22 protein-coding genes are annotated in these 21,878 nt (G+C 72.9%); 7 read left to right on the forward strand and 15 right to left on the reverse strand.

Going from position 1 to position 21,878, the window contains the following annotated elements; genetic code table 11:
* The first annotated feature begins 4 nt into the window (after positions 1-4).
* The 5 genes from ITJ64_RS01555 to ITJ64_RS01575 all read left to right on the forward strand — a co-directional run bounded on the left by ITJ64_RS01555 (position 5) and on the right by ITJ64_RS01575 (position 3,979).
* A complete protein-coding gene (locus ITJ64_RS01555; RefSeq protein WP_179547636.1) occupies positions 5-262 on the forward strand; it encodes a BatC protein in 258 nt (85 codons plus the stop codon).
* On the forward strand, positions 259-1,536 hold the full coding sequence (locus ITJ64_RS01560) for a JmjC domain-containing protein (RefSeq protein WP_194679018.1): 1,278 nt from the start codon (positions 259-261) through the stop codon (positions 1,534-1,536). The genes ITJ64_RS01555 and ITJ64_RS01560 overlap by 4 nt, the downstream gene beginning before the upstream one ends.
* The gene (locus ITJ64_RS19235) at positions 1,533-2,474 is read left to right on the forward strand and encodes a sucrase ferredoxin (RefSeq protein WP_370544985.1); all 942 of its coding nucleotides are present in this window, start codon (positions 1,533-1,535) and stop codon (positions 2,472-2,474) included. Before ITJ64_RS01560 ends, ITJ64_RS19235 begins: the two co-directional genes overlap by 4 nt.
* Before the next feature lie 51 nt (positions 2,475-2,525).
* Complete coding sequence (locus ITJ64_RS01570) at positions 2,526-3,005, forward strand: MarR family winged helix-turn-helix transcriptional regulator (protein ID WP_194679020.1); 480 nt, start codon at positions 2,526-2,528, stop codon at positions 3,003-3,005.
* A gap of 95 nt (positions 3,006-3,100) precedes the next feature.
* On the forward strand, positions 3,101-3,979 hold the full coding sequence (locus ITJ64_RS01575; protein ID WP_194679022.1) for an Fpg/Nei family DNA glycosylase: 879 nt from the start codon (positions 3,101-3,103) through the stop codon (positions 3,977-3,979).
* Positions 3,980-3,997: 18 nt separating this feature from the next.
* On the opposite strand, the gene ITJ64_RS01580 is transcribed toward ITJ64_RS01575, so the two are convergent.
* From ITJ64_RS01580 to add, 11 genes are all read right to left on the reverse strand, one after another.
* Positions 3,998-4,534: a hypothetical protein gene (locus ITJ64_RS01580; RefSeq protein ID WP_194679023.1), complete on the reverse strand. Its 537-nt coding sequence runs from the start codon at positions 4,532-4,534 to the stop codon at positions 3,998-4,000.
* A gap of 53 nt (positions 4,535-4,587) precedes the next feature.
* Positions 4,588-5,148 (reverse strand): MSMEG_1061 family FMN-dependent PPOX-type flavoprotein, encoded by a 561-nt coding sequence (locus ITJ64_RS01585; protein ID WP_194679025.1) that lies wholly within the window; start codon positions 5,146-5,148, stop codon positions 4,588-4,590.
* Between the two features lie 37 nt (positions 5,149-5,185).
* Positions 5,186-6,307 carry an acyl-CoA dehydrogenase family protein gene (locus ITJ64_RS01590; protein ID WP_194679026.1) on the reverse strand — a complete coding sequence of 374 codons (1,122 nt, stop codon included), beginning with the start codon at positions 6,305-6,307 and terminating at the stop codon, positions 5,186-5,188.
* A gap of 30 nt (positions 6,308-6,337) precedes the next feature.
* On the reverse strand, positions 6,338-7,078 hold the full coding sequence (locus ITJ64_RS01595) for a GntR family transcriptional regulator (protein ID WP_173183599.1): 741 nt from the start codon (positions 7,076-7,078) through the stop codon (positions 6,338-6,340).
* Positions 7,075-7,989: an ABC transporter permease gene (locus ITJ64_RS01600; protein ID WP_194679027.1), complete on the reverse strand. Its 915-nt coding sequence runs from the start codon at positions 7,987-7,989 to the stop codon at positions 7,075-7,077. Before ITJ64_RS01600 ends, ITJ64_RS01595 begins: the two co-directional genes overlap by 4 nt.
* Positions 7,986-9,107, reverse strand: coding sequence for an ABC transporter permease (locus ITJ64_RS01605; protein WP_194679029.1), 1,122 nt, complete (start codon positions 9,105-9,107; stop codon positions 7,986-7,988). The genes ITJ64_RS01600 and ITJ64_RS01605 overlap by 4 nt, the downstream gene beginning before the upstream one ends.
* Positions 9,104-10,897, reverse strand: a complete 1,794-nt coding sequence (locus tag ITJ64_RS01610; RefSeq protein WP_194679030.1) for an adenine deaminase C-terminal domain-containing protein — start codon at positions 10,895-10,897, stop codon at positions 9,104-9,106. Before ITJ64_RS01610 ends, ITJ64_RS01605 begins: the two co-directional genes overlap by 4 nt.
* Positions 10,894-12,501, reverse strand: coding sequence for an ABC transporter ATP-binding protein (locus ITJ64_RS01615; RefSeq protein ID WP_194679031.1), 1,608 nt, complete (start codon positions 12,499-12,501; stop codon positions 10,894-10,896). The genes ITJ64_RS01610 and ITJ64_RS01615 overlap by 4 nt, the downstream gene beginning before the upstream one ends.
* Positions 12,501-13,523, reverse strand: a complete 1,023-nt coding sequence (locus ITJ64_RS01620) for a BMP family protein (RefSeq protein ID WP_173183594.1) — start codon at positions 13,521-13,523, stop codon at positions 12,501-12,503. The genes ITJ64_RS01615 and ITJ64_RS01620 overlap by 1 nt, the downstream gene beginning before the upstream one ends.
* Positions 13,524-13,640: 117 nt before the next feature.
* Positions 13,641-14,339, reverse strand: a complete 699-nt coding sequence (locus ITJ64_RS01625) for a hypothetical protein (protein WP_194679032.1) — start codon at positions 14,337-14,339, stop codon at positions 13,641-13,643.
* Entirely contained in the window at positions 14,336-15,463 is a 1,128-nt protein-coding gene (gene add / locus ITJ64_RS01630; protein WP_194679034.1) for an adenosine deaminase, read from the reverse strand. Before add ends, ITJ64_RS01625 begins: the two co-directional genes overlap by 4 nt.
* Positions 15,464-15,659: 196 nt before the next feature.
* Between add and ITJ64_RS01635 the strand changes: the two genes are divergently transcribed.
* Entirely contained in the window at positions 15,660-16,136 is a 477-nt protein-coding gene (locus tag ITJ64_RS01635; RefSeq protein ID WP_194679036.1) for a nucleoside deaminase, read from the forward strand.
* On the opposite strand, the gene ITJ64_RS01640 is transcribed toward ITJ64_RS01635, so the two are convergent.
* On the reverse strand, positions 16,133-17,347 hold the full coding sequence (locus ITJ64_RS01640) for an amidohydrolase family protein (protein WP_194679038.1): 1,215 nt from the start codon (positions 17,345-17,347) through the stop codon (positions 16,133-16,135). The two genes, ITJ64_RS01635 and ITJ64_RS01640, sit on opposite strands and share 4 nt — an antisense overlap.
* 96 nt (positions 17,348-17,443) lie before the next feature.
* Between ITJ64_RS01640 and ITJ64_RS01645 the strand changes: the two genes are divergently transcribed.
* On the forward strand, positions 17,444-17,902 hold the full coding sequence (locus tag ITJ64_RS01645) for a PPC domain-containing DNA-binding protein (RefSeq protein WP_194679039.1): 459 nt from the start codon (positions 17,444-17,446) through the stop codon (positions 17,900-17,902).
* Positions 17,903-17,930: 28 nt separating this feature from the next.
* Here ITJ64_RS01645 and ITJ64_RS01650 read toward each other — a convergent pair whose 3' ends face one another.
* Genes ITJ64_RS01650 through kdpC form a run of 3 tightly spaced genes read right to left on the reverse strand, consistent with a single transcriptional unit; the run spans position 17,931 to position 21,859 of the window.
* Entirely contained in the window at positions 17,931-18,671 is a 741-nt protein-coding gene (locus ITJ64_RS01650) for a creatininase family protein (RefSeq protein WP_194679041.1), read from the reverse strand.
* On the reverse strand, positions 18,662-21,196 hold the full coding sequence (locus ITJ64_RS01655; RefSeq protein ID WP_194679043.1) for an ATP-binding protein: 2,535 nt from the start codon (positions 21,194-21,196) through the stop codon (positions 18,662-18,664). The genes ITJ64_RS01650 and ITJ64_RS01655 overlap by 10 nt, the downstream gene beginning before the upstream one ends.
* A 60-nt stretch (positions 21,197-21,256) precedes the next feature.
* Entirely contained in the window at positions 21,257-21,859 is a 603-nt protein-coding gene (gene kdpC / locus ITJ64_RS01660; protein WP_194679045.1) for a potassium-transporting ATPase subunit KdpC, read from the reverse strand.
* Between the last annotated feature and the right edge of the window lie 19 nt (positions 21,860-21,878).

Consider the following 21,878-nt stretch of genomic DNA (forward strand, 5'->3'; position numbering starts at 1 on the left):
ACCCATGGCAATCAACGACGACGACATCACCACCGAGGGTGCAGGCGGCGGCGAAGGCACCGCTGACGGCGGCGCCAACCCCGGCGGCCACGACGGCGGGGCCGATGGCTCGGCTTCGGCCGGCGAGGGCACCGCAGACGGCGGCGCGAACGCCGACGGCCACGACGGCGGAGCCGACGGCTCGGCCGACGAGGGCGAGGGCACCGCAGACGGCGGCGCCAACCCTGGCGGCCACGACGGCGGGGCCGACGGCTCGGCGTGACGATCGACATCGAGCGCGGGTCGGTCGCCCGGCCCGCGCTCTCCCGCTGCATCTCGGTCGCTCCGGAGGAGTTCGACCGGGAGTTCTGGGGGCGGAAGCCCCTCCTCACCAAGGCTGAGAACCTTCCCGAGGGCTTCACCGACCTGATGACCGAGGCCGCGGTCGACGAGCTCGTCAGCTCGCGCGGGCTGCGCACACCCTTCATCCGCATGGCGCACGAGGGCTCGGTGCTGTCCCCCGCGACGTACACCGCGCCGGGCGGCTTCGGCGCCGAGGTCGGCGACCAGGTCAGCTCCGAGAAGGTGCTCCAGGAGTTCGCCGCCGGTGCCACGATCGTGCTGCAGGGTCTTCACCGCACCTGGCCGCCGCTGATCGACTTCACCCGACGGCTCGTCGATGACCTCGGGCATCCGATCCAGGTGAACGCCTACATCACCCCCGCCTCCTCGCGCGGGTTCGACCCCCACTACGACGTGCACGACGTGTTCGTGCTGCAGATCGCGGGCGAGAAGCACTGGCGCATCCACGCCCCGGTGCACGTCGACCCCCTGCGCGATCAGCCCTGGGGCGACCACCGCGCCGAGGTGGCCGAGGCCGCCACGCACGAGCCCGTGATCGATGCCGTCTTCCAGCCGGGAGACGCGCTCTATCTCCCGCGCGGGTGGATCCATTCGGCCGAGGCGCTCGGCGGCACGAGCGTGCACCTCACCATCGGCGTCGCCGCCTACACGCGCGCCGACGTGGTGCAGGCGCTGATCGGGTCGCTCGGTGACGTCGCGTCGCTGCGGTCGTCCTTGCCCGCGGGGCTCGACTTCTCCGACCCCGCTGCGCTGAAGTCGGTGGTCGACGAGACCCTCGCCGCGGTGCAGCAGGCGTTCGCCCAGATGGCCGGCAGCGGCTCCGTTGCCATCGGCGAGGCGGATGCGGTGGTCACCGTCTCGAACAGCCTCGCCTCCCGCTTCGCCTCGGCCACGCGCCCCGAGCCGGTGTCCCCGCTCGCCACGGTCGACTTCATCGCGGCCCTCGACGAGACGTCACGGGTGCGCTGGCGCGGCTCGCTGCACGCCGCCGTCGAGCTGACGAGCGACGGGAAGAGCGTGCGCATCCGCACCGCGAGCAAGACCGTGGCGCTGCCGGCCGAGGCCGAGGCGGCGGTGCGGCGACTGCACGAGGGCGGCGAGCTCGCGCTCGCCGAGCTGCCGGGGCTCGACGCCGCCAGCGCGGTGGTCGTCGTGCGGCGACTGCTGCGCGAGGGCGTCCTGGTTCCTGCGTGACCGCCACCGCGCTCCCCGCGACGGGAGTCGTGCCGCCCGCCGAATGGGCGCCCTGCAGCGACCGCTCGCGCGAGCGCGACGACCCCCTGTTCGCCACCGGGTCGCGCGGGCTGCAGTGGTTCCTCGTCGAGGTGTCGAGCGGGTGGGGCACGCGGGCGCTGCTCGATCCGCCGTTCGACGCCGAGCTGGGGCGGGCGCTGGTCACGCGCATCGAGAGCGCGGGGCTCCGGCCGCTGGCGATCCGGCGCACGGGGCGGAACCCGTCCCGGCTCGAGGCGCAGACGACGTGGCGGTGGGCGTTCGTCGACTCGCGGCCGGGGCACGAGGGCATCCGGTGGGGTGAGGTGGATGCGCCCGAGAAGCTGCTCGAGGTGCCGCTCGACGGAACGGCGGGACGCGCATCCGATCGCCCGCTCTTCGCGGTGTGCGCGCACGGTCGGCATGACCGCTGCTGCGCGGTGCGCGGGCGGCAGGTGGCGTCGCGGCTGGCCGAGGCGTTCCCCGAGGAGACGTGGGAGTGCTCGCACCTCGGCGGCGACCGGTTCGCCGGCACGATGGTGCTGTTCCCGCACGGGCTGTACTACGGGCGGGTCGACGACGGCGATGCCGCTGCGGTGGCGGCGGCGTACGGCGAGGGGCGGGTGGTCGAGGAGTTCTACCGCGGGCGGAGTGCGCTGACGCATCCGGTGCAGGCGGCGCAGCACTTCGCGCGCGAGGCCACGGGCGACGACGGGCTCGAGGCGTTCGCGCCGCTCGACGAGCACTGGAATGGGGTCGAGGGGCCGGGGGCGCGGTGGGTCGTGACGCTGGCCGGCGACGACGGGCCGGTCGTGGTCGAGCTCGCCGAGCATCTGTCGGAGCCGTTGCTGTCGACGTGCGACACGACGCGGCCGGGGCAGGTTCGGCAGTGGGAGCTGGTATCGCTCAGGCGCGAGTGACGCCGGGATCACCCGCCAAGGTTGTCGCGACAAGAGACGTACACTGAGGGCATGTACGAGGTGCGCTGGCTGACGCCCGATCAGCTCCGCGCGTGGATCCGTTTCGAGGCCGTCGTCGAGCTGCTGCCCACCGTGCTCGACTCGCAGTTGCAGCGCGACTCCGCGCTCACGCACTTCGAGTACGTGGTGCTGGCGAAGCTGTCCGAATCGCCCGATCAGGTGCTGCGGATGACCGCCCTCGCCGCCACGACGAACAGCACCCTGCCCCGCCTCTCCCACGTCGTCTCGCGCCTGGAGAGCCGCGGTTTCGTCGAGCGGATGCCCTGCCCGGGCGATCGGCGGGCGACCAACGCCCACCTGACCGACGAGGGGCGCGCGAAGGTCGTCGCCGCGGCCCCCGGGCACGTGAACACCGTGCGGGAGCACGTGATCGATTTGCTCTCGGACGAGCAGGTGGAGCAGCTCGACGGCATCATGGCGACACTGCTGCAGCGGCTCGACCCGACGAACACGCTGCGCATCCTGCCCTGACAGGTTGGTCGGCGCCGCTGGCCCGATGTCTCTGGCCGATGTAACTGGCCCGACGCCGCTGGCCCGATGTCGGCGGCCGGGTGGAGACTGGACGTGTGCCGGAGCTGCCTGAAGTCCACGCCCTCACGGTCGACCTGAACGGTCGACTGGCGGGGCGGCGCGTCGAGCGCCTCGAGCTGGTCTCGTTCGCGGCGCTGAAGACCTTCGACCCGCCCGCTTCGGCGGTCGCGGGCAGCACGGTCGAGCGGGTCGACCGGCATGGCAAGTTCCTCGACCTCGTGCTGCGCACAGCCGACGGCGGCGAACTGCACGTCATCACCCACCTCGCGCGGGCCGGCTGGCTGCGGTGGCGGGATGCTCCGCCGCCCCCGCCCTCCGGCAAACCCGGGCGCGGCGCCCTGGCGGCGCGGCTCGTGCTCGACGACGGCACCGGTTTCGACCTCACCGAGGCCGGCACGAAGAAGAGCCTCGCGATCTACGTCGTGCGGTCGCCCGAGGAGGTGCCGGGCATCGCCCGGCTGGGCCCCGACCCCTTGGACGAAGGCTTCACGCTGGAGGTGTTCGCGGGCATCCTGAAGCAGGCGGGGCGCGCGCAGCTCAAGGGCGTGCTGCGCAACCAGGCGACGATCGCGGGTATCGGCAACGCGTACTCCGACGAGATCCTGCACGCGGCGAAGATGTCGCCGTTCAAGCCCGCGTCGCTGACCCCCGACGAGACGGCGCTGCTCTACTCGACGATGCAGTCGACACTGCGCGGGGCGATCCAGCGGGCGGAGGGCCTCGCGGCGTCGGAGCTGAAGGCCGAGAAGAAGCAGGGCCTCGCGGTGCACGGTCGCACGGGCCAGGCCTGCCCGGTCTGCGGCGACACCATCCGCCAGGTCACCTACGCCGACTCGAGCCTGCAGTACTGCCCCACCTGCCAGACGGGCGGCAAGCCGCTGGCCGATCGCGTGCTCTCGCGCCTGCTGAAGTAGGGCGGCTTCGGCGCGCGGTCAGCCGAGCAGCTGCCGGATGCCCTCCGACTCGACACGGCTCCACCGGAGCCCCGTGCTGTCGACGAACTCGAACGTCGTCACACGCCAGTTCGGGCTGACGGTGAACGGCCGCAGCAGATCGCCGGACGCCTCGATCTCGCGCGCGTCGCTGAGGAAGCCCCAGTCGAACCCCTCGGGCCTATGGCCCTGCCACTCGGCCGTGTAGCGCCCGGGTGGGCAGATGCTCGACGTGAACACGAAGCTGCGGCCCTTCATCGTCGCGTCGACGCGCACGTCGTAGATCGCCTCGCTCGAGGCGTTCAGCAGCACGAGGTGGTTGCCGTGCGGGATGTCCGTGCCGTCGGTGCCCCGCCGGAAGCGGAACGCCACCCACGCGCTCACCCGAGCCGCCTGCCGCTCGAGGTCGCGCTGCACGTCGCGCTCATGATCGGCCGACGACCGCCGGTCGACGCGGTGCGCGATCGCGAGGCTGGCGATCGACAGCACGAGGGTGACGGCGACGCCGCACCAGGCCGCGACGGCTTCGGCGCTCATCCCTCACCCTCTCGATCAGATGAAGCCGAGAGTAGCTCATCTACGACGAGAGGTCAGTACAGGTTCGTGGGGGCCGCGTAGGCGGGCAGCGGATGCTCGGACCAGTGCTCCGCGTTCCAGGTCTGCGAGCGCGCGAAGGCCTTCGCGCAGTGCAGGAACACCTCCTCGACGTCGACGACGAGCGCGAGCGCCGGACGGTGGCCGCGCACCACGAGGCGGTCGAAGAACGGCTCGTCGCGGGCGATGCGGGCCCGGCCCGCCACCCGGAGCGTCTCGCTGCGCCCCGGCTCCACGAACAGCAGCCCGACGCGCGGGTTCTGCAGGAGGTTGCGGAAGCCGTCGGCCCGGCGGTTGCCCGACCGCTCGGCGATCACGAGCGTTCTGTCGTCGAGGACGAGCGCAACGGAGCCCGGGTCGCCTTTGGGCGAGACGTCGAGGCGTCCCTCGGCGTCGGAGGTGGCGATGAAGACGAGCGGCGAGTGCGCGATCCAGGCTCGGTCGCTGTCGTCGAGGCGGTCGCGCACCTTGTTCGCGATGGCGGGGACCGGCGTGCCGATCACCGCCTCCAGCTCCTCGACGCTGCCGACGGGCGGGTTCACGAGGGGGTACGACATGGTGCCCCACTGTAGCGGCAGCCGGCCAGAGGCACGGTCAGCGCGACGCCAGCACCCACGACCCCACGACCTCGGCGCTGAACGGCACCGAGTACGCCATCAGCGCCCCGGCCTGCGCGTCGCGGAAGATGCGCTGGATCGGCGAGCGCGCCAGATACGCGCCACCGCCCCCGACCTTCAGTGCCAGCGCGGCGGCCTTCTTCGCCGCCTCGTTCGCGAGCATCTTCGCCTCGGTGGCGGCCTCCATCGCGAGCGGATCGCGGCGGTCGGCGAGCCAGGCCACCTGCTCCGCCACCAGTGTGGCGCCCCGCAGCTCGGTCCAGAGCATCCCGGTCTCGGCCTTCACCCACTGCTCGTCAGCCAGCACAGCACCGGCAGGGCCCTTCGGGGTGGTGGCCGAGGTCACGAGAGCGTCGACCGCCGACTCGGCGATGCCGATCGAGAGCGAGGCGAAGCCGACCGTGATGAGGTTCGCGTAGTCGGCCGGCGGCGGGCCGCAGCGGCGCGAGGCCGGCAGCACGGTGCCGTCGAAGACGATGCTGCGGCTGCGGGTGGCCCGCATCCCGATGGTCTGGTCGATCGGCGGCAGGCTCATCGTCGAATCGCGGGAGACACCGAAGAACGCGGGGGCGCCGTCGATGCGCACGTTGAGCAGCAGATGGTCGGCGACCTCGACGCCCGAGACGAAGAGCTTGCGGCCGGTGAGCGACCAGCCCCCGTCGATCGGGTCGACGTCCTGCTGGGAGGCGAGGAAGTGGTTGCCGCCCGCGGGCTCGGAGAGCGCGTTCGAGAAGCGGTCGCCGGCGCGCAGCCGCTCGGCGAAGAACGCGGCGGCGGGCGGCGGCGACATGGTCACGAGCCCGTGCGCAGCGCCGATGTGCATCAGCCACACCGCCGCGACGGCCGGATGCGCGGCGGCGAAGAGGCGCACGATCTGCGCGAGGGCGGCGTACGACAGCCCCTCCCCGCCGTGCTCGGCGGGCAGGAACGCGGTGTCGAGGCCGCTGTCCGAGATGGCCTTCAGGTGCGCGAGGGGCAGCTCCCCCGACTCGTCGTCGGCGGCGACCGTCGATGCGAAGCGCGCGGCGAGCGCGGTGGCGACGTCGATCCAGGGCGCCTCGGACGAGGGCACGGAGACCGGTGATGGGCGACGGAGCATGGCAGATCCTTTCGACGAGAAGTCAGGAAGCTAGAACTGGTACCGCGCCGTCGAGAACACCTGCGGCGGCCGGATGGTGCGCATGATCGAGTACGAGACGGTCTTCGGGTCGTGCAGCTCCCGCGCGTGGAACAGCCGCCGCCCGCTCAGCCCGAGCCCCACGATGTCCAGCGTCAGCACGGGCGTGCCCACCGGATGCTCGAACAACTCGGCATCCTCCTCCCCGAGCACCTCGGCCGACGGGGTCGTGATCTCCCAGGCGATCGCCTCCCCCCAGACCTGCTTGACGGCCGTGTAGATGGAGTCGCCGAGGTCGACCTCGGCCCGCGGGAAGGGCAGCGGCATCGTGCCGAACGAGAGCATTGCCACCGAGCCGTCGGCCCGCCAGCGCTTCACGATCCGGGCGGCGGGCCGGCCGGTCTCGGTCATCAGCAGTCCGGCACTCTCCTTGGGCAGCAGCACGTCCGAGATCGACAGCACCTCGACGGTGCTCTCGTACCCCAGCTGCCGGAGCAGGGTGCTGTACTCGAGCTGGTCCTCGAAGCGCACGCTCATCCGCGTGGCCACCGGGTCGACCTCGGTGGCGGCGCCCTGCCGGCGCAGCACGATGCCCTGCTGCTCGAGCGAGGCGAGCACGTCGCGCACCTGCTTGCGGGTGATGCCGAGCCGCTCCGCCATCTCCACCTCGCCGGGCAGGGTCGATCCGGACGCGGCGGCGTCGCGCACGAAGCGCAGCACCCCCGCGAGCACGCGCTGGCTGTCACTGGTCATGCAGGCCTCACTGTCTTGAAGAGCCGTCGCATCTGGCTGCGCGAGGTGATCACGAGCACGACGAGGGTCACCAGGTACGGTAGCGACTGATAGAGCTCGCTGGGCAGCTGCAGCGACGTCGACTGCGACAGCAGCGCGAAGCTCTGCAGGAACGCGAACAGCAGGGCGCCGAGCGCGATGCCGATCGGCCGGCTGCGCCCCATGATCACCACGGCCAGCACGATGTAGCCGCGACCGGCGGTGATGTCGGGGGTGAACGAGCCGATGGTGCCGACCGTGATCACCGCGCCACCGAGCCCGGCGAGCGCCCCGCCGATCAGCAGAGCGGATGCGCCCGTGCGCTCCACCCGCACGCCGCGCAGAGCGGCCGAGGCCGGGTCGGTTCCCACGGCCTGCACTGCGAGCCCGAAGCGGGTGAACCGCATCACGGCCCAGGCGACGACGAGCAGCACGACGGCCAGGTAGACCAGCGGGCTCTGCCCGAACAGGACGGGGCCGACCACCGGCAGCTCGCTCAGCGGCCCGAGGTCGACGCGGGGCACCGTGGCGACGGCGACGTTGGTCTGACCCGACGGCACCCACAGCTGGTAGAGGTAGGTGCTGAGGCCGAGGCCGAGCATCGTGATGCCGAGGCCGATCACGATCTCGTTGGCGTGCAGCCGGTAGACGAGCAGGTTCATCACGACGGCCAGCACGAGGCCGACCAGGAGGCCGGCGACGAGACCGGCGAGCGGGCCCGCGAGGCTGCCGGCCCAGACGCCGGTGAGGGCGCCCATGATCATCATTCCCTCGATGCCGAGGTTGATCCGGCCCGCCCGCTCGACGAAGCCCTCGCCGATGCCGGCGAGCACGAGCGGTGCCGCCAGGGCGAGCGCGCCGGCGATGATGGCGACCCACAGCTCGACGCTCATGCGCGCGCCTCCTCGGCCTCGGCCGCCGCGACGGGCTCGGCGGCCACATCCGCCACCACCGGCTCGGCCGGCGCCACGACAGCCGCCGGCCGCCGCTGGTAGGCCGCGATGCACGCCACCCCCATCAGCAGCACCCCCTTGATCACCTCGGCGATCGACGACGGCACGGTGCCGGTCGCCGACTGCATCCCCACGGCCCCGGCGGTGAGCGCCGAGAAGAACAGCGCGGCCGCGACGATCCCGATCGGCGCGAGCGCCCCGAGCAGCGCCACCGCGATGCCCGAGAAACCCACGCTGCCCGACACCGAGCTGAGCAGCCGATCGTTGACCCCGGCCACCTGGATCCAGCCGACCACGCCCGCACCGAGCCCCGACACGAGCATCGTCGAGTACACCGTGCGACTGCGGGTCGCGCCGAGCCGCAGCGCCAGCTTCGGCCGGCTGGCGAACACGCTCAGCCGGGTGCTGGCCGCGCTCCGCTGCCAGATGAGGAACACGACCGCGAGCACGACGACCAGCAGGATTCCCCAGTGCGCCCGGGTGCCGGGGATCAGGCTCGGCAGGCTCGCGGCGTCAGGCAGCTCGTCGCTCTGCGGGGTGGCGGTCTCGGCGTCGGTGGCGAGCCAGGTGCGCAGCGTCCAACCGAGGAAGCCCGCGGCGAGATAGTTCAGCAGCAAGGTGCTGAGGATCTCGTTCACCCGCCAGCGTACGGCGAGAAACGCGGGCAGCAGCGCCATCAGCCCGCCGCCGACGGCACCGGCGACGAGGCCCGCGACCCAGAGCAGCGGGGCGGGGGCGGCGCCGTCGAGCATCCGGTTGACGGCGAAGACGGCGGCGGTCGCGAAGATCGCGCCGACCACGATCTGGCCCTCGGCACCGACCGAGAACACCCCGGCGCGCAGCGCGGGGATGAGCGTCAGCGCCACGATGCCGATCGGCACCGCCCCGACGAGCACCTCGCCGATGCGGTAGGGCGAGCTCGAGACTCCCTCGACGAGACCCTGCAGCCCGAGCAGCGGGTCGGCACCGGCGAACACGATCAGCGCGCCGGCGATCAGGATGATCGAGACGACGACCGCCGCGGTGAGCACCCACCGCTGCCGGTCGAGAGCCCTCACGAGCCGCACCGGTCGACGGCTCCCGGCAGCAGCACGTCGACGAAGGACTGCGACGCGGTGTCGATCAGTCCGAGTTCGGTGAGCCCGAGGTCGGGCACGACGTAGAGGCCCACGAACGACAGGATGATGTACGGCGAGGGGATGTGGCAGCCGAGGGCGTGGGTTGCGGCGTGGGCGCGCTGCAGAGCATCCGCCGTCTCTTCGAACGGGGCGGCGCTCATCATGCCACCGACGGGCAGGGCCACTCGGCCGACCACCTCGCCCCTGCCGTCGACCGTGACGAAGCCGCCGCCCATGGTGCGCAGCTCTTCGACGGCCCGGAGCATCGCGGCGTCGTCGACCCCGACGACGGCGATGTTCATGTTCGGGCAGTTCATCGTGATGGCGACGGCCCCCTCGCGCAGCCCGAAGCCCTGCACGAAGCCGATGCCGGTCTCGGCCGAGCCGTGGTGCCGGTCGACGACCGCGATCTTCAGCACGTCGGCCGACGGGTCGGTCTGCACCAGGTCGTCGACGACTCGCAGCTCGGCCTCGAACTCGCGCTTGAAGTAGCCCTTGTACATCGCCATGGCGCGCACGCGGGCCTCGTCGCCGCTCGCGGGCACGGCGAACATCGCGGGGTCGAGCACCTCGGGCAGGTGCACGGTTCCGGATGCCCAGTCCGGCAGTTCATCGTCGTTCTCGAACAGTGCCTGGCCGTCGCGGGCGGCCACCCGGCCCTCGACGACGACCACCGAGGGTCGCACCTCGGCGAGCTCGGGGATGATCTGCAGATCGGCCAGGCGCGACGGGGCGAGGAGCCCCAGCACCTGGTCGAGGCGGTAGTAGGCGGCGGGCTGCGTGGTGGCCATGCGGTAGGCCAGCTGCGGGTCGACGCCGAAGCGGATGGCCTGGCGGACGTGGTGGTCGATGTGCCCCTCGATGTGCAGGTCGAGGGCGTGCTTGTCGTCGGCGCAGAAGCAGAGGCTGCGGAGTGCGGGGGCGACCCGGTCGAGGTCGGCGAAGATCGGCACGGTGTTGTCGGTGAGGGAGGCTCCCATGATCGTGATCATCGCACCGAGGCGCACGCGCTCCAGCACCTCGTCGACGGTCGCGGAGTTGTGGTCGTCGCCGACACCCGCGGCGAGGTAGCCCCAGAGCGACTCCTCGGTCTGGGCGGCGGTGTGGCCGGTGATGCGACGGCCGGCGACGAGCGCCTCGCGGAAGCGGCCGGTCGAGACCTCGCCGTAGTCGAAGGGGTTGCCCTCGCCGAGGGTGGTGGTGACCGGGTCCCAGAGGCGGGCTCGCACGACCTCCTCGGGGATGACCGCACCGCCGTGTTCCAGGGTGGGCGAGGCGGGGGTCGTGGGCGAGACCTGCTGGAAGACGTGCAGCGGGGTGCCGGTGCTGAGCAGGAGGTCCATGCCGCGGGCGCCCCAGACGTTGGCGGCGCCGTTCGGGTCGGTCAGCACGGTGCCGGTGCCGCGGGCGACGCTGAGGCGGGCGAGCTCGCCCGGGGTGAGGTTCGTGTACTCGATGTGCAGGTGGGCGTCGATGAAGGTCGGCACGACGTAGGAGCCGGTGGCGTCGATCTCCTCGACTTCGGGCCCGGCGGGCACGTGGTTCCAGGGGGTCAGGGTCGCGATGTGGCGGCCGGCGATGACCACGTCGCGCTCGAGCCACTCCTCGGTGCCGGGCGACTGCACCAGGCCGCCGCGCACGATCAGATCGGGGCGCTCGGTGCCGGAGGCGACGGCCCGCAGGCGGCCGAGCTCGGCGGCCGTGGGGTAGAGGTCGGTCAGCTCGGTCATGGTGCGGGCTCCTCGGGCAGGGTGGGAAGAGGCGTGTCGTCGGCGGGGAGGCCAGCCATGGCGCGGCCGAGGCGCTCGGTGGTGGCCTCGGCGATGGGGAGGTCGGCGACGATGCGGCCGCCGAACATGACCACGATCCGGTCGGCGACCGCGCGCACCTCCTCGAGGTCGTGCGAGGCGACGAGCACCGCGGCACCGTCGGCGGCGAGGTCGACCAGACGCTCGCGGATGGCCTGCGCCGCTCGGAGGTCGAGACCCTGGGTCGGCCCGTACGCGAGCACGGCGCTCGGGGTCTGCGCGCCGCCGAGCTCTCGGGCGGCGAGCAGCTTCTGCTGGTTGCCTCCGGAGAGGCCGGCCGCGAGGAGCTCGGGGCGGGCCGGGCGCACGTCGAAGGCCGCGAGGCGGGCGGCGGGTGCCGACGCGTCGTCGGAGCCCTGGACGGGTGGCCGCGCATCCGCTCGCCCGCCCCGCGCGCTGGAGTAGACCGCGAGGTTCTCGCGGAGGCTCATGGTGGGCACGACGGCGTCGCGGCGGTCCTCCGGAATCCAGGCGAGGCCTGCAGCCCGGAGAGTGCTAGCCGTCGCCCCGCCGCGTTCGGCGGCGGCGGTCGAAGCGCGGCTGCCGGTGATCGTGACGGTGCGGGAGCCGTCGAGCGTGACCGTGCCCGAGCTCGGCGGCACGAAGCCGGCGAGCACATCGAGCAGCAGGTTCTGGCCACTGCCGGCGACACCGGCGAGGCCCACGACCTCCCCCGCGTGCACCGCGAGATCGACCCGGTCGAGGCCCGCGTCGCGGGTCGATCGGGCGACGACGGCTTCGGCCCGCAGTGTGGCGCCCCCGCGGGCCCGGGCTGCGCGGGGGGCGAGCTCGGGCAGCTCCCCCACCATCAGGCGGGCGATCTCGGCCGGCTGCAGCCCGGTCGCCGAGCCGTGGTGCACCTCGAGGCCGTGCGAGAGCACCGTGAGGTCGTCGGCCACCTGGCGCACCTCGTCGAGGCGGTGGGTGATCAGCACGATCGCGGTGCCGAGCTCGCAGAGCGAGCGGAGGTGCTCGAACAGCCCGCCCACCTCGAGCGGACCCAGGCTCGCCGTCGGCTCGTCGAGGATGAGCGTGTGGGCGCCCTCGGCCAACGCCACCACGATCTCGCCGAGCTGCCGGTGGGAGTGGGTGAGCGAGGAGGTGGGGGCGTCGAGGTCGACCTCGACGCGGGCCCGGTCGAGGGTCGCGGCGAGCAGGGAGCGCGCCGAGCGCCGGTTGACGAACGGCCGGGAGCCGACGACGAGGTAGTTCTCGACGAGACTGAGCTCCCCCACGAGGCTGAGCTGCTGGGGCACCATGTTGATGCCGCGGCGCTTTGCCTCGGCCCGGTCGCGCGGGGCGTAGGGCGCCCCGCCGAGGGTCATCATGCCGCTCGTCGGCGGCTCGATGCCCGCGAGCACCTTCGCCAGGGTCGACTTGCCGGCCCCGTTCTCGCCGACCAGGGCGTGCACCGCGCCGGGGCGCACAATGATCGACACGTCGTGCAGCGCCCGAACCGGGCCGTAGCTCTTGGAGACGGACCGCGCCTCGACGGCGCGGCCCGACTCCTGGGGTGAGATGGTCATCAGCCGATCGTGACGGATCCGTCGTTGATGCCTGCGATGACCTCGTCGACCTTGGCCGCAGCCTCGGCGGGGACCTTTCCGCCGACGTCGTTGATCGGGTCGAAGACGATGCCGCCGTTCGCCAGCGTCGAGGTCACGCCCTTGCCGCCGAAGCCGCCGTCGGCGACCTCCTCGACCCAGGCCTTGACGATCGGGTACATGTCGAGGTCGACGGTCGAGACGTTGTTCGCCAGGGCGGCGTCGCCACCGGCGGAGGACACGCCGACGCTCAGCACCCCGCCGTCGGCGGCGGCCGAGCCGACACCCGCGGCGATGCCGTCACCGGTCGTGTAGACGAGCTTCGCGCCCTGACCGATCAGGCCGGTGGTCGCCGCGGCGGCCGCCTGGGCGTCGTCGAAGCTGCCGGCGTAGACGACCGGCAGGAACTCGGCCGCGGGGTTCGCCGCGGTCACGCCCTGCTGGAAGAAGGCGTCGGTCGCGGTGACGAAGTCGAGCTCCAGGCTCTCGACGCGGCCGATCGGCGAAGCACCGGTGGCACCCGCGATGTAGCCGGAGAGGTAGCCGACCTCGGGGGTGCTGTAGGTCCAGGTCTCGACGTTATCGGTGTACTTCTCGAGGATGTCGGGGCCGCCCGACGCGGTGAACTTCACGTCGGGGAAGGTCTCGGCGACCGAGAACACGGCGTCGCCGAGCTCGATGCCGTGGCCGATGATCAGGTCGTAGCCCTGGCTGGCGAAGTCGGCGATGACCGGTTCGCTCTCGGCCGGGTCGCTCATCTGGTCGCGGAGCTCGTAGTCGATCAGCCCCTCGTCCTTCAGCTTCTCGAGCGCATCCGCCAGCGACTGGTTGAAGGCGCCGTCGTTCGTGTTGCCGGGGGTCAGGGCACCGACCTTGATCACGTCGTCGGCGGCGGGGGTGGAGGAGTCGCTCGAGGCCGACGATCCGGAGCTGCAGCCCGCGAGGGCGAGTCCGGCGACGGTGATCAGGGCGGCGGCCGGGAGGAGGGAGGCGCGGCGTCTCATGGTGGTCCTTTCGGGGAGGCGGTGCAGGGGTGGGGTGGTGCGGCGGTGGGGTGGGTGGTGCTGCGTGGTGCGGTGAGCGGGTGGTGCGGTGGGTGGTGCGGCGCGCCGGGGCGCGGGTCAGCGGGCCTCGTCGACCAGGCCCTCGGCGAGGGTCGGTCCGACGAAGGCATCACTGTCGCTCGACCAGTGACCGAGCAGGGCGCCCGTCGCGGTCGAGAAGCAGGGGTCGAGGGTCACCACGGTGGGCGGGTCGAGGGGGTGCAGGCCGGCGTCCGAGACGCAGACGACCGGATGCCCGTGCAGCGTCCTGGCGACGCCCCACTCGGGCAGCCCACCCCGACGCTCGGCCGCGAGCAGCGCCGCCTGGGACAGGAAACCGCGGAGGCCGGGGTCGTCGGCGCAGCGCTCGGGTGCTTTCGTGCATCCGTCGACCCAGCGGACCGTGCCGTCGGCGTCGAGGTGCACCGAGCTCGACTGGACGCCGAGCGGGCTGTTGCCCTGGGCCACGACGTCGATGGTGAGGGCGTAGTCGTCGCCGGTGCGGGTGGAGGTGATGTGCTCGACGTAGAGGGGCTCGGACTTGGTGCCGGTGACGCGGTAGGCGTCGGGCCAGGTGGCGAGGAGCGGTGCGAGCGCGACGGCGGAGCCGTCGGCCGCGGTGGTAGCGGCGGCCGACCCGGTGATGGTGGCCGCCGCGGTGGGCGCCTCTGCGCGCGACGGGGCCGCCGCCAGCACCACGACGGAGGCGACCGCCATCGCGACGAGACCGAGGGCTAGGGCCGCCGGTCGCACCGCGCCGGTCGGGAGCGGGGTCATGGCGTGCCCCCGGGCACCGCGGCCGTGAGGGCGGGGGTCAGCGCCTCGAGCTCGGCCAACAGCTCGCGCTTGAGGTCGTCGTCGGCGAAGGAGGCGCGGATGGACTCGGCGGCGAAACGGGCGAGCTGCGCACGGTCGAAGCCGTAGACCTCGGCGGCGACGGCCCAGTCCTCGTCGATGGTGCAGGCGAGTGGTGCCGGGTCGTCGGTGTTGAGTGTCACCCGCACGCCGGCCTCGACGAGCAGAGGCAGCGGATGCGACGCCCAGTCGGGGTAGAGACCCAGGGTCACGTTGGAGCGGGGGCAGATGCCGAGCGGGACGTCGTCGTCGATCAGCCGCTGGATGAGGGCCGGATCCTCGATCGATCGCACCCCGTGGTCGATGCGTTCGGCGTGCAGGAGGTCGAGGGCGTCCCAGACGCCCTCCGGCCCGCTCGACTCCCCCGCGTGCACCGTGCGGCGGAGCCCCGCCGACTCGGCGAGACGGAAGGCGCCGCGGAACTTCTCGCCGGTGCGGCCGCTGGCCTTCTCGTCGCCATCGACGCTCACGGCGACCACGCGGGCCGGGCGCCGGTCGACGAGATCGCCGATCAGCTGCTCGGCCTCGGCCGCGCTCTGACCGCGGAGCAGCGAGTACGCGATGTTCGCGGAGCCCAGGCCGTCCTGCTCGGCCTCGTCGAAGCCGGCGGCGAGCGCCTCCAGCAGGGTGATCTCGCGGCCGCGCCAGGCGTTCCAGTGCGTCGGGTTCACGATGACGTCGGAGTAGCGGACGCCCGAGGCCGTCTGGCGAGCGGCAAAGGAGTACGCCACCCGCGCGGCCTGCTCGGCGCTGCGCACCAGCCCGCACTGCCAGTCGAGGAAGCGGAGGAACCCGCTCAGCCCCGCGCCGCCGACGCCGTGCGCAGTGCCGCCGGTGCTCACCTCGGGACGGGTGAAGCCGTCATGGGTGCTGACGTCGAAGATCGTGGCGGCCGGGCCGGGGAGGGCGACGCCGTTCTCCTTCGCGAGCCGCAGGATGTCCCCGAGCGCGAAGGTGCCCTCGAGGTGCACGTGCACCTCGGCCTTCGGCAGCAGCCGGATCTCCTGCTCGTCGATGCGAGCGGGAGCGGCGTCGGAGTGGAGCATTCTGGCCCTTCGGTAGGCGGCGGCACGGTCGTAGCCGCGGTGTTCCAGCAGGCTAACCGCCGGTCGCGACTTGTTCACAAGTTGTACGGGAGTTGTAGCAGGACCGTAACGCCGCCGTAACACTTCGTCGTAATACCGGGGTTCGTCTACACTCGCTGTGATCTGTCCAACCGTCTTGTGTACATGTGGAGGTCTGATGAACGACACCGACACCCGACTTCTGCGCGAGAGCCTGCGGGTCGCAGCGGAGTCCCGTGACTCGGGCCGCCATCCCTTCGGCGCCCTGGTCACCGATGCCACGGGCACGATCGTGGCCGAGGCCGGCAACGACTCGCTTCCGCCCACCGGCGACCCCACCCAGCACGCCGAGCTGCGCGCGGTCGCGCTCGCGTTCCGCCGGCTCGGCGCCGAGGGCATGGCCGGCAGCACGCTCTACACCAGTGCCGAACCGTGCGCGATGTGCTCGGGGGCCGTCTACTGGACGGGCGTCGACCGCGTCGTCTACGCCCTCTCGGAGCACCGGCTGCTCGAGCTCACCGGCGACCACCCCGAGAACCCGACCTTCTCGCTCCCCTGCCGCGAGGTCTTCGCCCGCGGCCAGCGCCGCATCGAGGTCTCGGGCCCCCACCTCGAGGACGAGGCGTCAGTGGTGCACGAGGACTTCTGGGTCTAGGAACCGGGCAGGCGGCCGGCCAGTACGCGTCCGCGCGCCACGACCGCGACGATGCGGTCGGGCGCCAGCGCGTCGAGGTCCTCCCACGGGCGGCCCCGCACGACGACGAAGTCGGCGGCGAGCCCCTCCGCGAGCCGTCCGATGCGGTCGCCGTGGCCGAGCGCGTCGGCGGCGTCCGAGGTGGCGGCGACCAGCGCCCGCGAGGCGTCCCAGCCGAACAGCCGGCTCATCGCCCGCAGCTCGTCGAGCTGGCCGCCGTGCCGCACGAAGCGGCCGTTCGCATCCGTGCCGAGCACGAACCGCACACCGGCACGGGCGGCCTCGCGGAACACCGCGTCGCGCCCGGCCACGACCGCCCGCGCCTTCGCGGCGGCCTCGGGGCGGATGCCCGGCCCGCCGGCCGCGACCAGGTCGTTGATCAGCAGCGTCGGGCTCACCGGTATGTTGGCCGCGACCAGCGCCGGGAACTGCTCCGGAGTCATCCCGGTACCGTGCTCGATCGAGTCGACACCCTCCTCGAGGGCGATCGCTATGCCCTCGGCCGTGTGGCTGTGGGCGGCGACGAGCATCCCCAGCGCGTGCGCCTCGTCGACGGTCGCCGCGATCTCGGCCCGCGTCTGGTTGCGCCAGCCCACCTGGTCGCCCATCGAGAAGATGCCGCCGCTGGTGTAGAGCTTGATGCCCGTCGCTCCCTCGCGCGCCCACTGCCGCACGAGCCGCCGGCACTCGTCGGGCGAGTCGGCGACGGGCGGACGGTCGCGCACCCGCGGCGGCGTGAAGAGGTCGCCGTGCCCCGCGGTCATGCCGACGGGGCCGCTGGCGAGCAGACGGGGGCCCTCGAGCACGCCCTGGTCGAGCGCCCGCGCCACCGCGATCTGTACGGGCGACGCGGCGAGGTCGCGCAGCGTCGTCACGCCGTGCGCCGCGAAGCGCAGCGTGTGCGCGGCCACGTGCACCGCCTTTTCCTCGGGCGGTGTGACAAGCGGCCAGGCGTCGCCGGGGCCCGATCCGTCGAGCACGTTCGTGTCGAGGTGCACGTGGGTGTCGATGAGTCCCGGGATGACGCTGAGCCCCGGGTGACGGTCGCCGGCGGGCGCGAGTGCGGTGATGGAGTCGGGGCCGCGGTCGCCGGCTGTGGTCCAGGCGAGCCGGGAGGGCCCGAGCATCCGCTCGCCGTTCCAGACCGTGATGCCCTCGAGCGTGCCGTCCATCGGGTTCCCCTCGTTCGCGCGCCCGGGCGGCGCAGGCACCACCCTAGCCACCGGCCGGTGGACGGGCGGGGCACCGACACCTGCGAGAATCGACGGATGTTCGGTAGCGAAGCGGTCACGGGCCGCACGATCCTCGTGGTGCTCGAGCCGGGCGACCGGGTGCTCGAGGCACTGGTGCAGGCGTGCATCCGCTTCGGGGTGACTGACGGCTACGTGCCGGTGTTCCTGGGGGCCTTCCGCGAGCTCACGCTGATCGGGGCGGGCGAGCCGCCGGCCGACGAGGACGAGCCGATGCCCGAGTCGATCACCGTGCGCAACTGCGAGGGCCACGGCACGGCGAGCGTCGCGCGCGGATCCGACGGGCCGCTCGTGCACCTGCACGCCTCCGTCGGCGCCAAGGGCGACTCGGCGCGGGCGCACTCGGGGCACGTGCTGTCGGGGGTTGTGCAGTATCCGACCGAGGTCGTGCTGGTCGAGCTGCTGTCGCCGGCGCTCGAACGGCGTCCGAACGCGAGCGCCCGGGGGCTCGCGACGCTGACGTTCCCGAACGAGTAGGCGCGCGCGGGCATCCACCCCACCCGACTCAGGCGGAGATCGCGGCCAGGTGCCCGTCGATCTCGTCGATCGAGCGCTCGACGACGTACGCGATGATCGCTTCGCCCTTCTCGGCGGTCGCGGGCCGCGGGTCGCCGAAGACGCCGCTCGGCGAGAGCGTGTCGAAGCGGATCGGTCGCCGCCCGAAGTCGGCGGGCAGCTCGGGGTAGGCGGCGACGAAGCGCTCCGGATGCACGAGCCCCGGTTCGAGGGCCAGCACCATCGAGGTCTCGATCTCGTCGGCGTGGCAGAGACCCGGTGCCGCCCAAGCGGTCTCCTTCACGGTGTCACCGATCTCGGCGAGCCCCGGATAGTCGAGCACCAGCGTGTCGAAGCCCCCGATCGAGAGCTCGCGGGCGGCCGCGTGGACGGGCGCCCGGTTACCGTAGTCGCCGTTCACGACGACCAGGGTCGTCACGCCGAACGACTGTGCCGAGAGGCCGATGTCGCGGCAGATCGCGGTGACGGTCGAGGCGGCGAGGGAGATCGTGCCGGGGAAGCCGCCGTTGTCCCAGGTCTCGACGAAGGGCACGGCCGGTAGCAGCAGGGCCTCGTAGTGGCGGGCGATGCGCTCGGCGACGCCGGCCGCCTGGATCGTGTCGGTCGAGAGCGGGAGGTGCGGCCCGTGCTGCTCGAGAGCACCGAAGGGCAGCACGGCGAGGGTGCGGCCGGAGGCGATGTGCTGCTGCACGTCGGTCCAGCTGGCGGAGGCGAGGTCGGTCATCGGCATGCGGTCACAGTACCGCCGCACGTCGGCGAGCCGTCCGCCACCCGCAGCGCCACGACGAACGTCGACCCCCCGCCCGGCGTCTCCTCGTACTCGAGCGTGCCGCCCATCCCCTCCACGAAGCCCTTCGAGAGGGCCAGCCCGAGGCCGAGTCCCGAGCTGTTGTCGGTGTCACCGAGCCGCTGGAAGGGCACGAAGATGTCCTCGCGCCGGTCGGCCGGCACCCCCTTCCCCCGGTCGATCACGCGGATCTGCACCCCGTCGAGGAACGCCGACGCCGCCACCACCACGGGCGACTCCGACGGCGCGTGCTTGAGGGCGTTCGCCAGCAGGTTCACCAGCACGCGCTCGAGCAGCACCGGGTCGGCGCGCATCGCCGGCAGTTCGGCGGGCAGGTCGAGCTCGACGGCCGACGGCCCGACCTCGAGCTCCTCCAGGGCGGCGGGCACGACGTCGGCGAGGTCGACGTCGGCGAGGGTCACGGCGAGCGCCCCCGCCTGCACGCGGCTGACGTCGAGCAGGTCGGTGAGCAGCCGGGTGAGCTGGCCGAGGCTCGTCTCGGCGGTCTCGAAGAGCTCCTCGCGGTCGGTGGGGCTCAGGATGCCCGTCGAGCTGCGCAGCCCGGTGACCGCCGCCGTGGCGCTGGCCAGCGGGCGGCGGAGGTCGTGGCCGACGGCCGCGAGCAGGGCGGTGCGCACCCGGTCGGCGGCGGCCAGCGGTGCCATCTCGCGGGCGGTCTGCTCGAGGTCGGCGTTCTCGAGGGCCGAGGCGAGCTGGGTGACGATGATGCCGAGCAGCCGCCGGTCGGACGACTGCAGCGTGCGGCCGTGCAGTTCGAGCACGGCCCGCTCTCCCACGGCCACCCGATCGACCGATATGTCAGATGCTCCCGGCCCGTCCACCGGCTCCCCGTCGCTCGCCAGCACCCGCTCCCCCACCACGACCCGCACCCCCGTCAGCCCGAACGCCTCCCGCGTGCGGGTCACGAAGGCCTGCAGGGCGTCCTGCCCCCGCAGCACCTCGCCCGCGACCCCCGCGATCAGCTCCGACTCGGCCGCCGACCGCCGCGCCGCCCGCGAGCGGCGGGCCGCCTGGTCGACCACGATCGACACGAGCACCGCGATCACGATGTAGAGCAGCAGCGCCAGGAGGTGCAGCGGCTCGTCGACGGTCACCGTGTACAACGGGTCGACGAAGAAGAAGTCGAGCGTCACCCCCGACAGGAGCGCCGCGAACAGCGCCGGCCAGATGCCGCCGACCAGCGCGACGACGACCACGAGCAGCTGGTACGCCAGCACGTCCGAGGTGATCGAGTCCTCGCTCCGGAACGCCGTCAGCAGCCAGGTGAGCAGCGGCCCGCCCACCAGTGCGATCGCGGCGCCGAGCAGCCGGCGCCGGGCGGTGAGCGATCCCCCGACGCCCGGGAGGCGCATCCTGAGCCGGCCGCCGGCTGCGGCATGCGTGACGATGTGCACGTCGATGTCGCCCGACTCGCGGATGACCGTCGCCCCGATGCCCGCCCCGGTGACCAGCGCGGCGAGGCGGCTGCGCCGCGACACCCCGAGCACGAGCTGGGTGGCGTTCGAGGCGCGGGCGAACTGCACGAGCGCCTCGGGGATGTCGCTGCCGACGACCTGGTGGAAGGTGCCGCCGAGGCTCTCGACGAGGGCGCGCTGGGCGGTGAGGGCGCCGGGGTCGACCGAGCGCAGGCCGTCCTGGCTGGTGACGTGCACCGCGAGCAGCTGGCCGCCGGCCGAGCGAGCCGCGATGCGGGAGCCGCGCCGCAGCAGGGTCTCGCCCTCGGGGCCGCCGGTGAGGGCGACGACCACGCGCTCCCGCGCCTCCCACTTCTGGCCGATGCCGTGCTCGCTGCGGTAGCGCTGCAGCGAGGAGTCGACCTCGTCGGCGAGCCAGAGCAGCGCCAGCTCGCGGAGGGCCGTGAGGTTGCCGAGCCGGAAGTAGTTCGACAGGGCCGCGTCGATCCGGGCCGCGGGGTAGACCACGCCGGCCGAGAGGCGGTCGCGCAGCGCCTGGGGCGCCAGGTCGACGACCTCGATCTGGTCGGCGTCGCGCAGCACGGCGTCCGGAACCGTCTCGCGCTGGGGCACGCCCGTGATCTGCTGCACCACGTCGTTGAGCGACTCGATGTGCTGGATGTTCACGGTCGAGATCACGTCGATGCCTGCGTCCAGCAGCGTCTCGACGTCGCGCCAGCGCTTCTCGTGGGCGAGTCCCGGCGCGTTGGTGTGCGCCAGCTCGTCGACCAGCGCGACCTGCGGGGCCCGGGCGAGCACGGCGTCGAGGTCGAGCTCCTCGAGGTCGACGCCGCGGTGGGCCACGCGCAGCCGCGGCACGATCTCGAAGCCGAGGGTCATCGCGCGGGTGGCGGCGCGGCCGTGCGTCTCGACCACGGCCACCACCACGTCCCGGCCCTCCGAGCGCAGCCGCCGCCCCTCCTCGAGCATCGCGTAGGTCTTGCCCACGCCGGGGGCGGCCCCGAGCAGCACCCGCAGCCGTCCCTGCTTCATGCGCGCACCCCCGCCACCACGACGGCTGCCGGCCAGAACGCGAACCCGGTCACCGGATGCTCAGCCCGCGAGCTCGGACAGCGCGACGTTCAGCTGCAGCACGTTCACGGTCGGCTCGCCGAGGTAGCCGAGGTCGCGACCCTGGGTGAACTGGTCGACGAGCGACTGCACCTCGGCCTCGGGCACGCCCCGGGCATCCGCGATTCGAGCGACCTGCTCGTTCGCGTATTCAGGGCTGATGTGCGGGTCGAGGCCCGAGCCCGAGGTGGTGAGCGCGTCGACCGGGATGTCGCCGGCGTCGACCCCGTCGCTCGCGGCGATGGCGTCGCGCCGAGCCTCGATCTCCTCGAGGAACGACGGGTTCTCGGGCCCGTAGTTGCTCGCGACCGACGCCGAGGCGTCGTAGCCGGCCGCCGAGGGGCGGGACTGGAACCACTCGGGCAGGGCGGCTCCGTCGGCGTCGGTGAACGACTGGCCGATCAGCGACGAGCCGACCGGCTCGCCGTCGACGGTCACGATGCTGCCGTTGGCCTGGGCGGGCAGCGCGAGCTGGCCGATGCCGAGCACGGCGACGGGGTACGCGATGCCGAGCACGACGGTCGCGACGAGCATGTAGCGGAGGGCGACCCAGTAGGGGCGGGCGAACCCGCGGGTGGTGGCCATGGTGATGTCCTGTCTGTAG

It is taken from the genome of Herbiconiux sp. VKM Ac-1786 (genome assembly GCF_015350805.1).
Taxonomy (GTDB): domain Bacteria; phylum Actinomycetota; class Actinomycetes; order Actinomycetales; family Microbacteriaceae; genus Herbiconiux.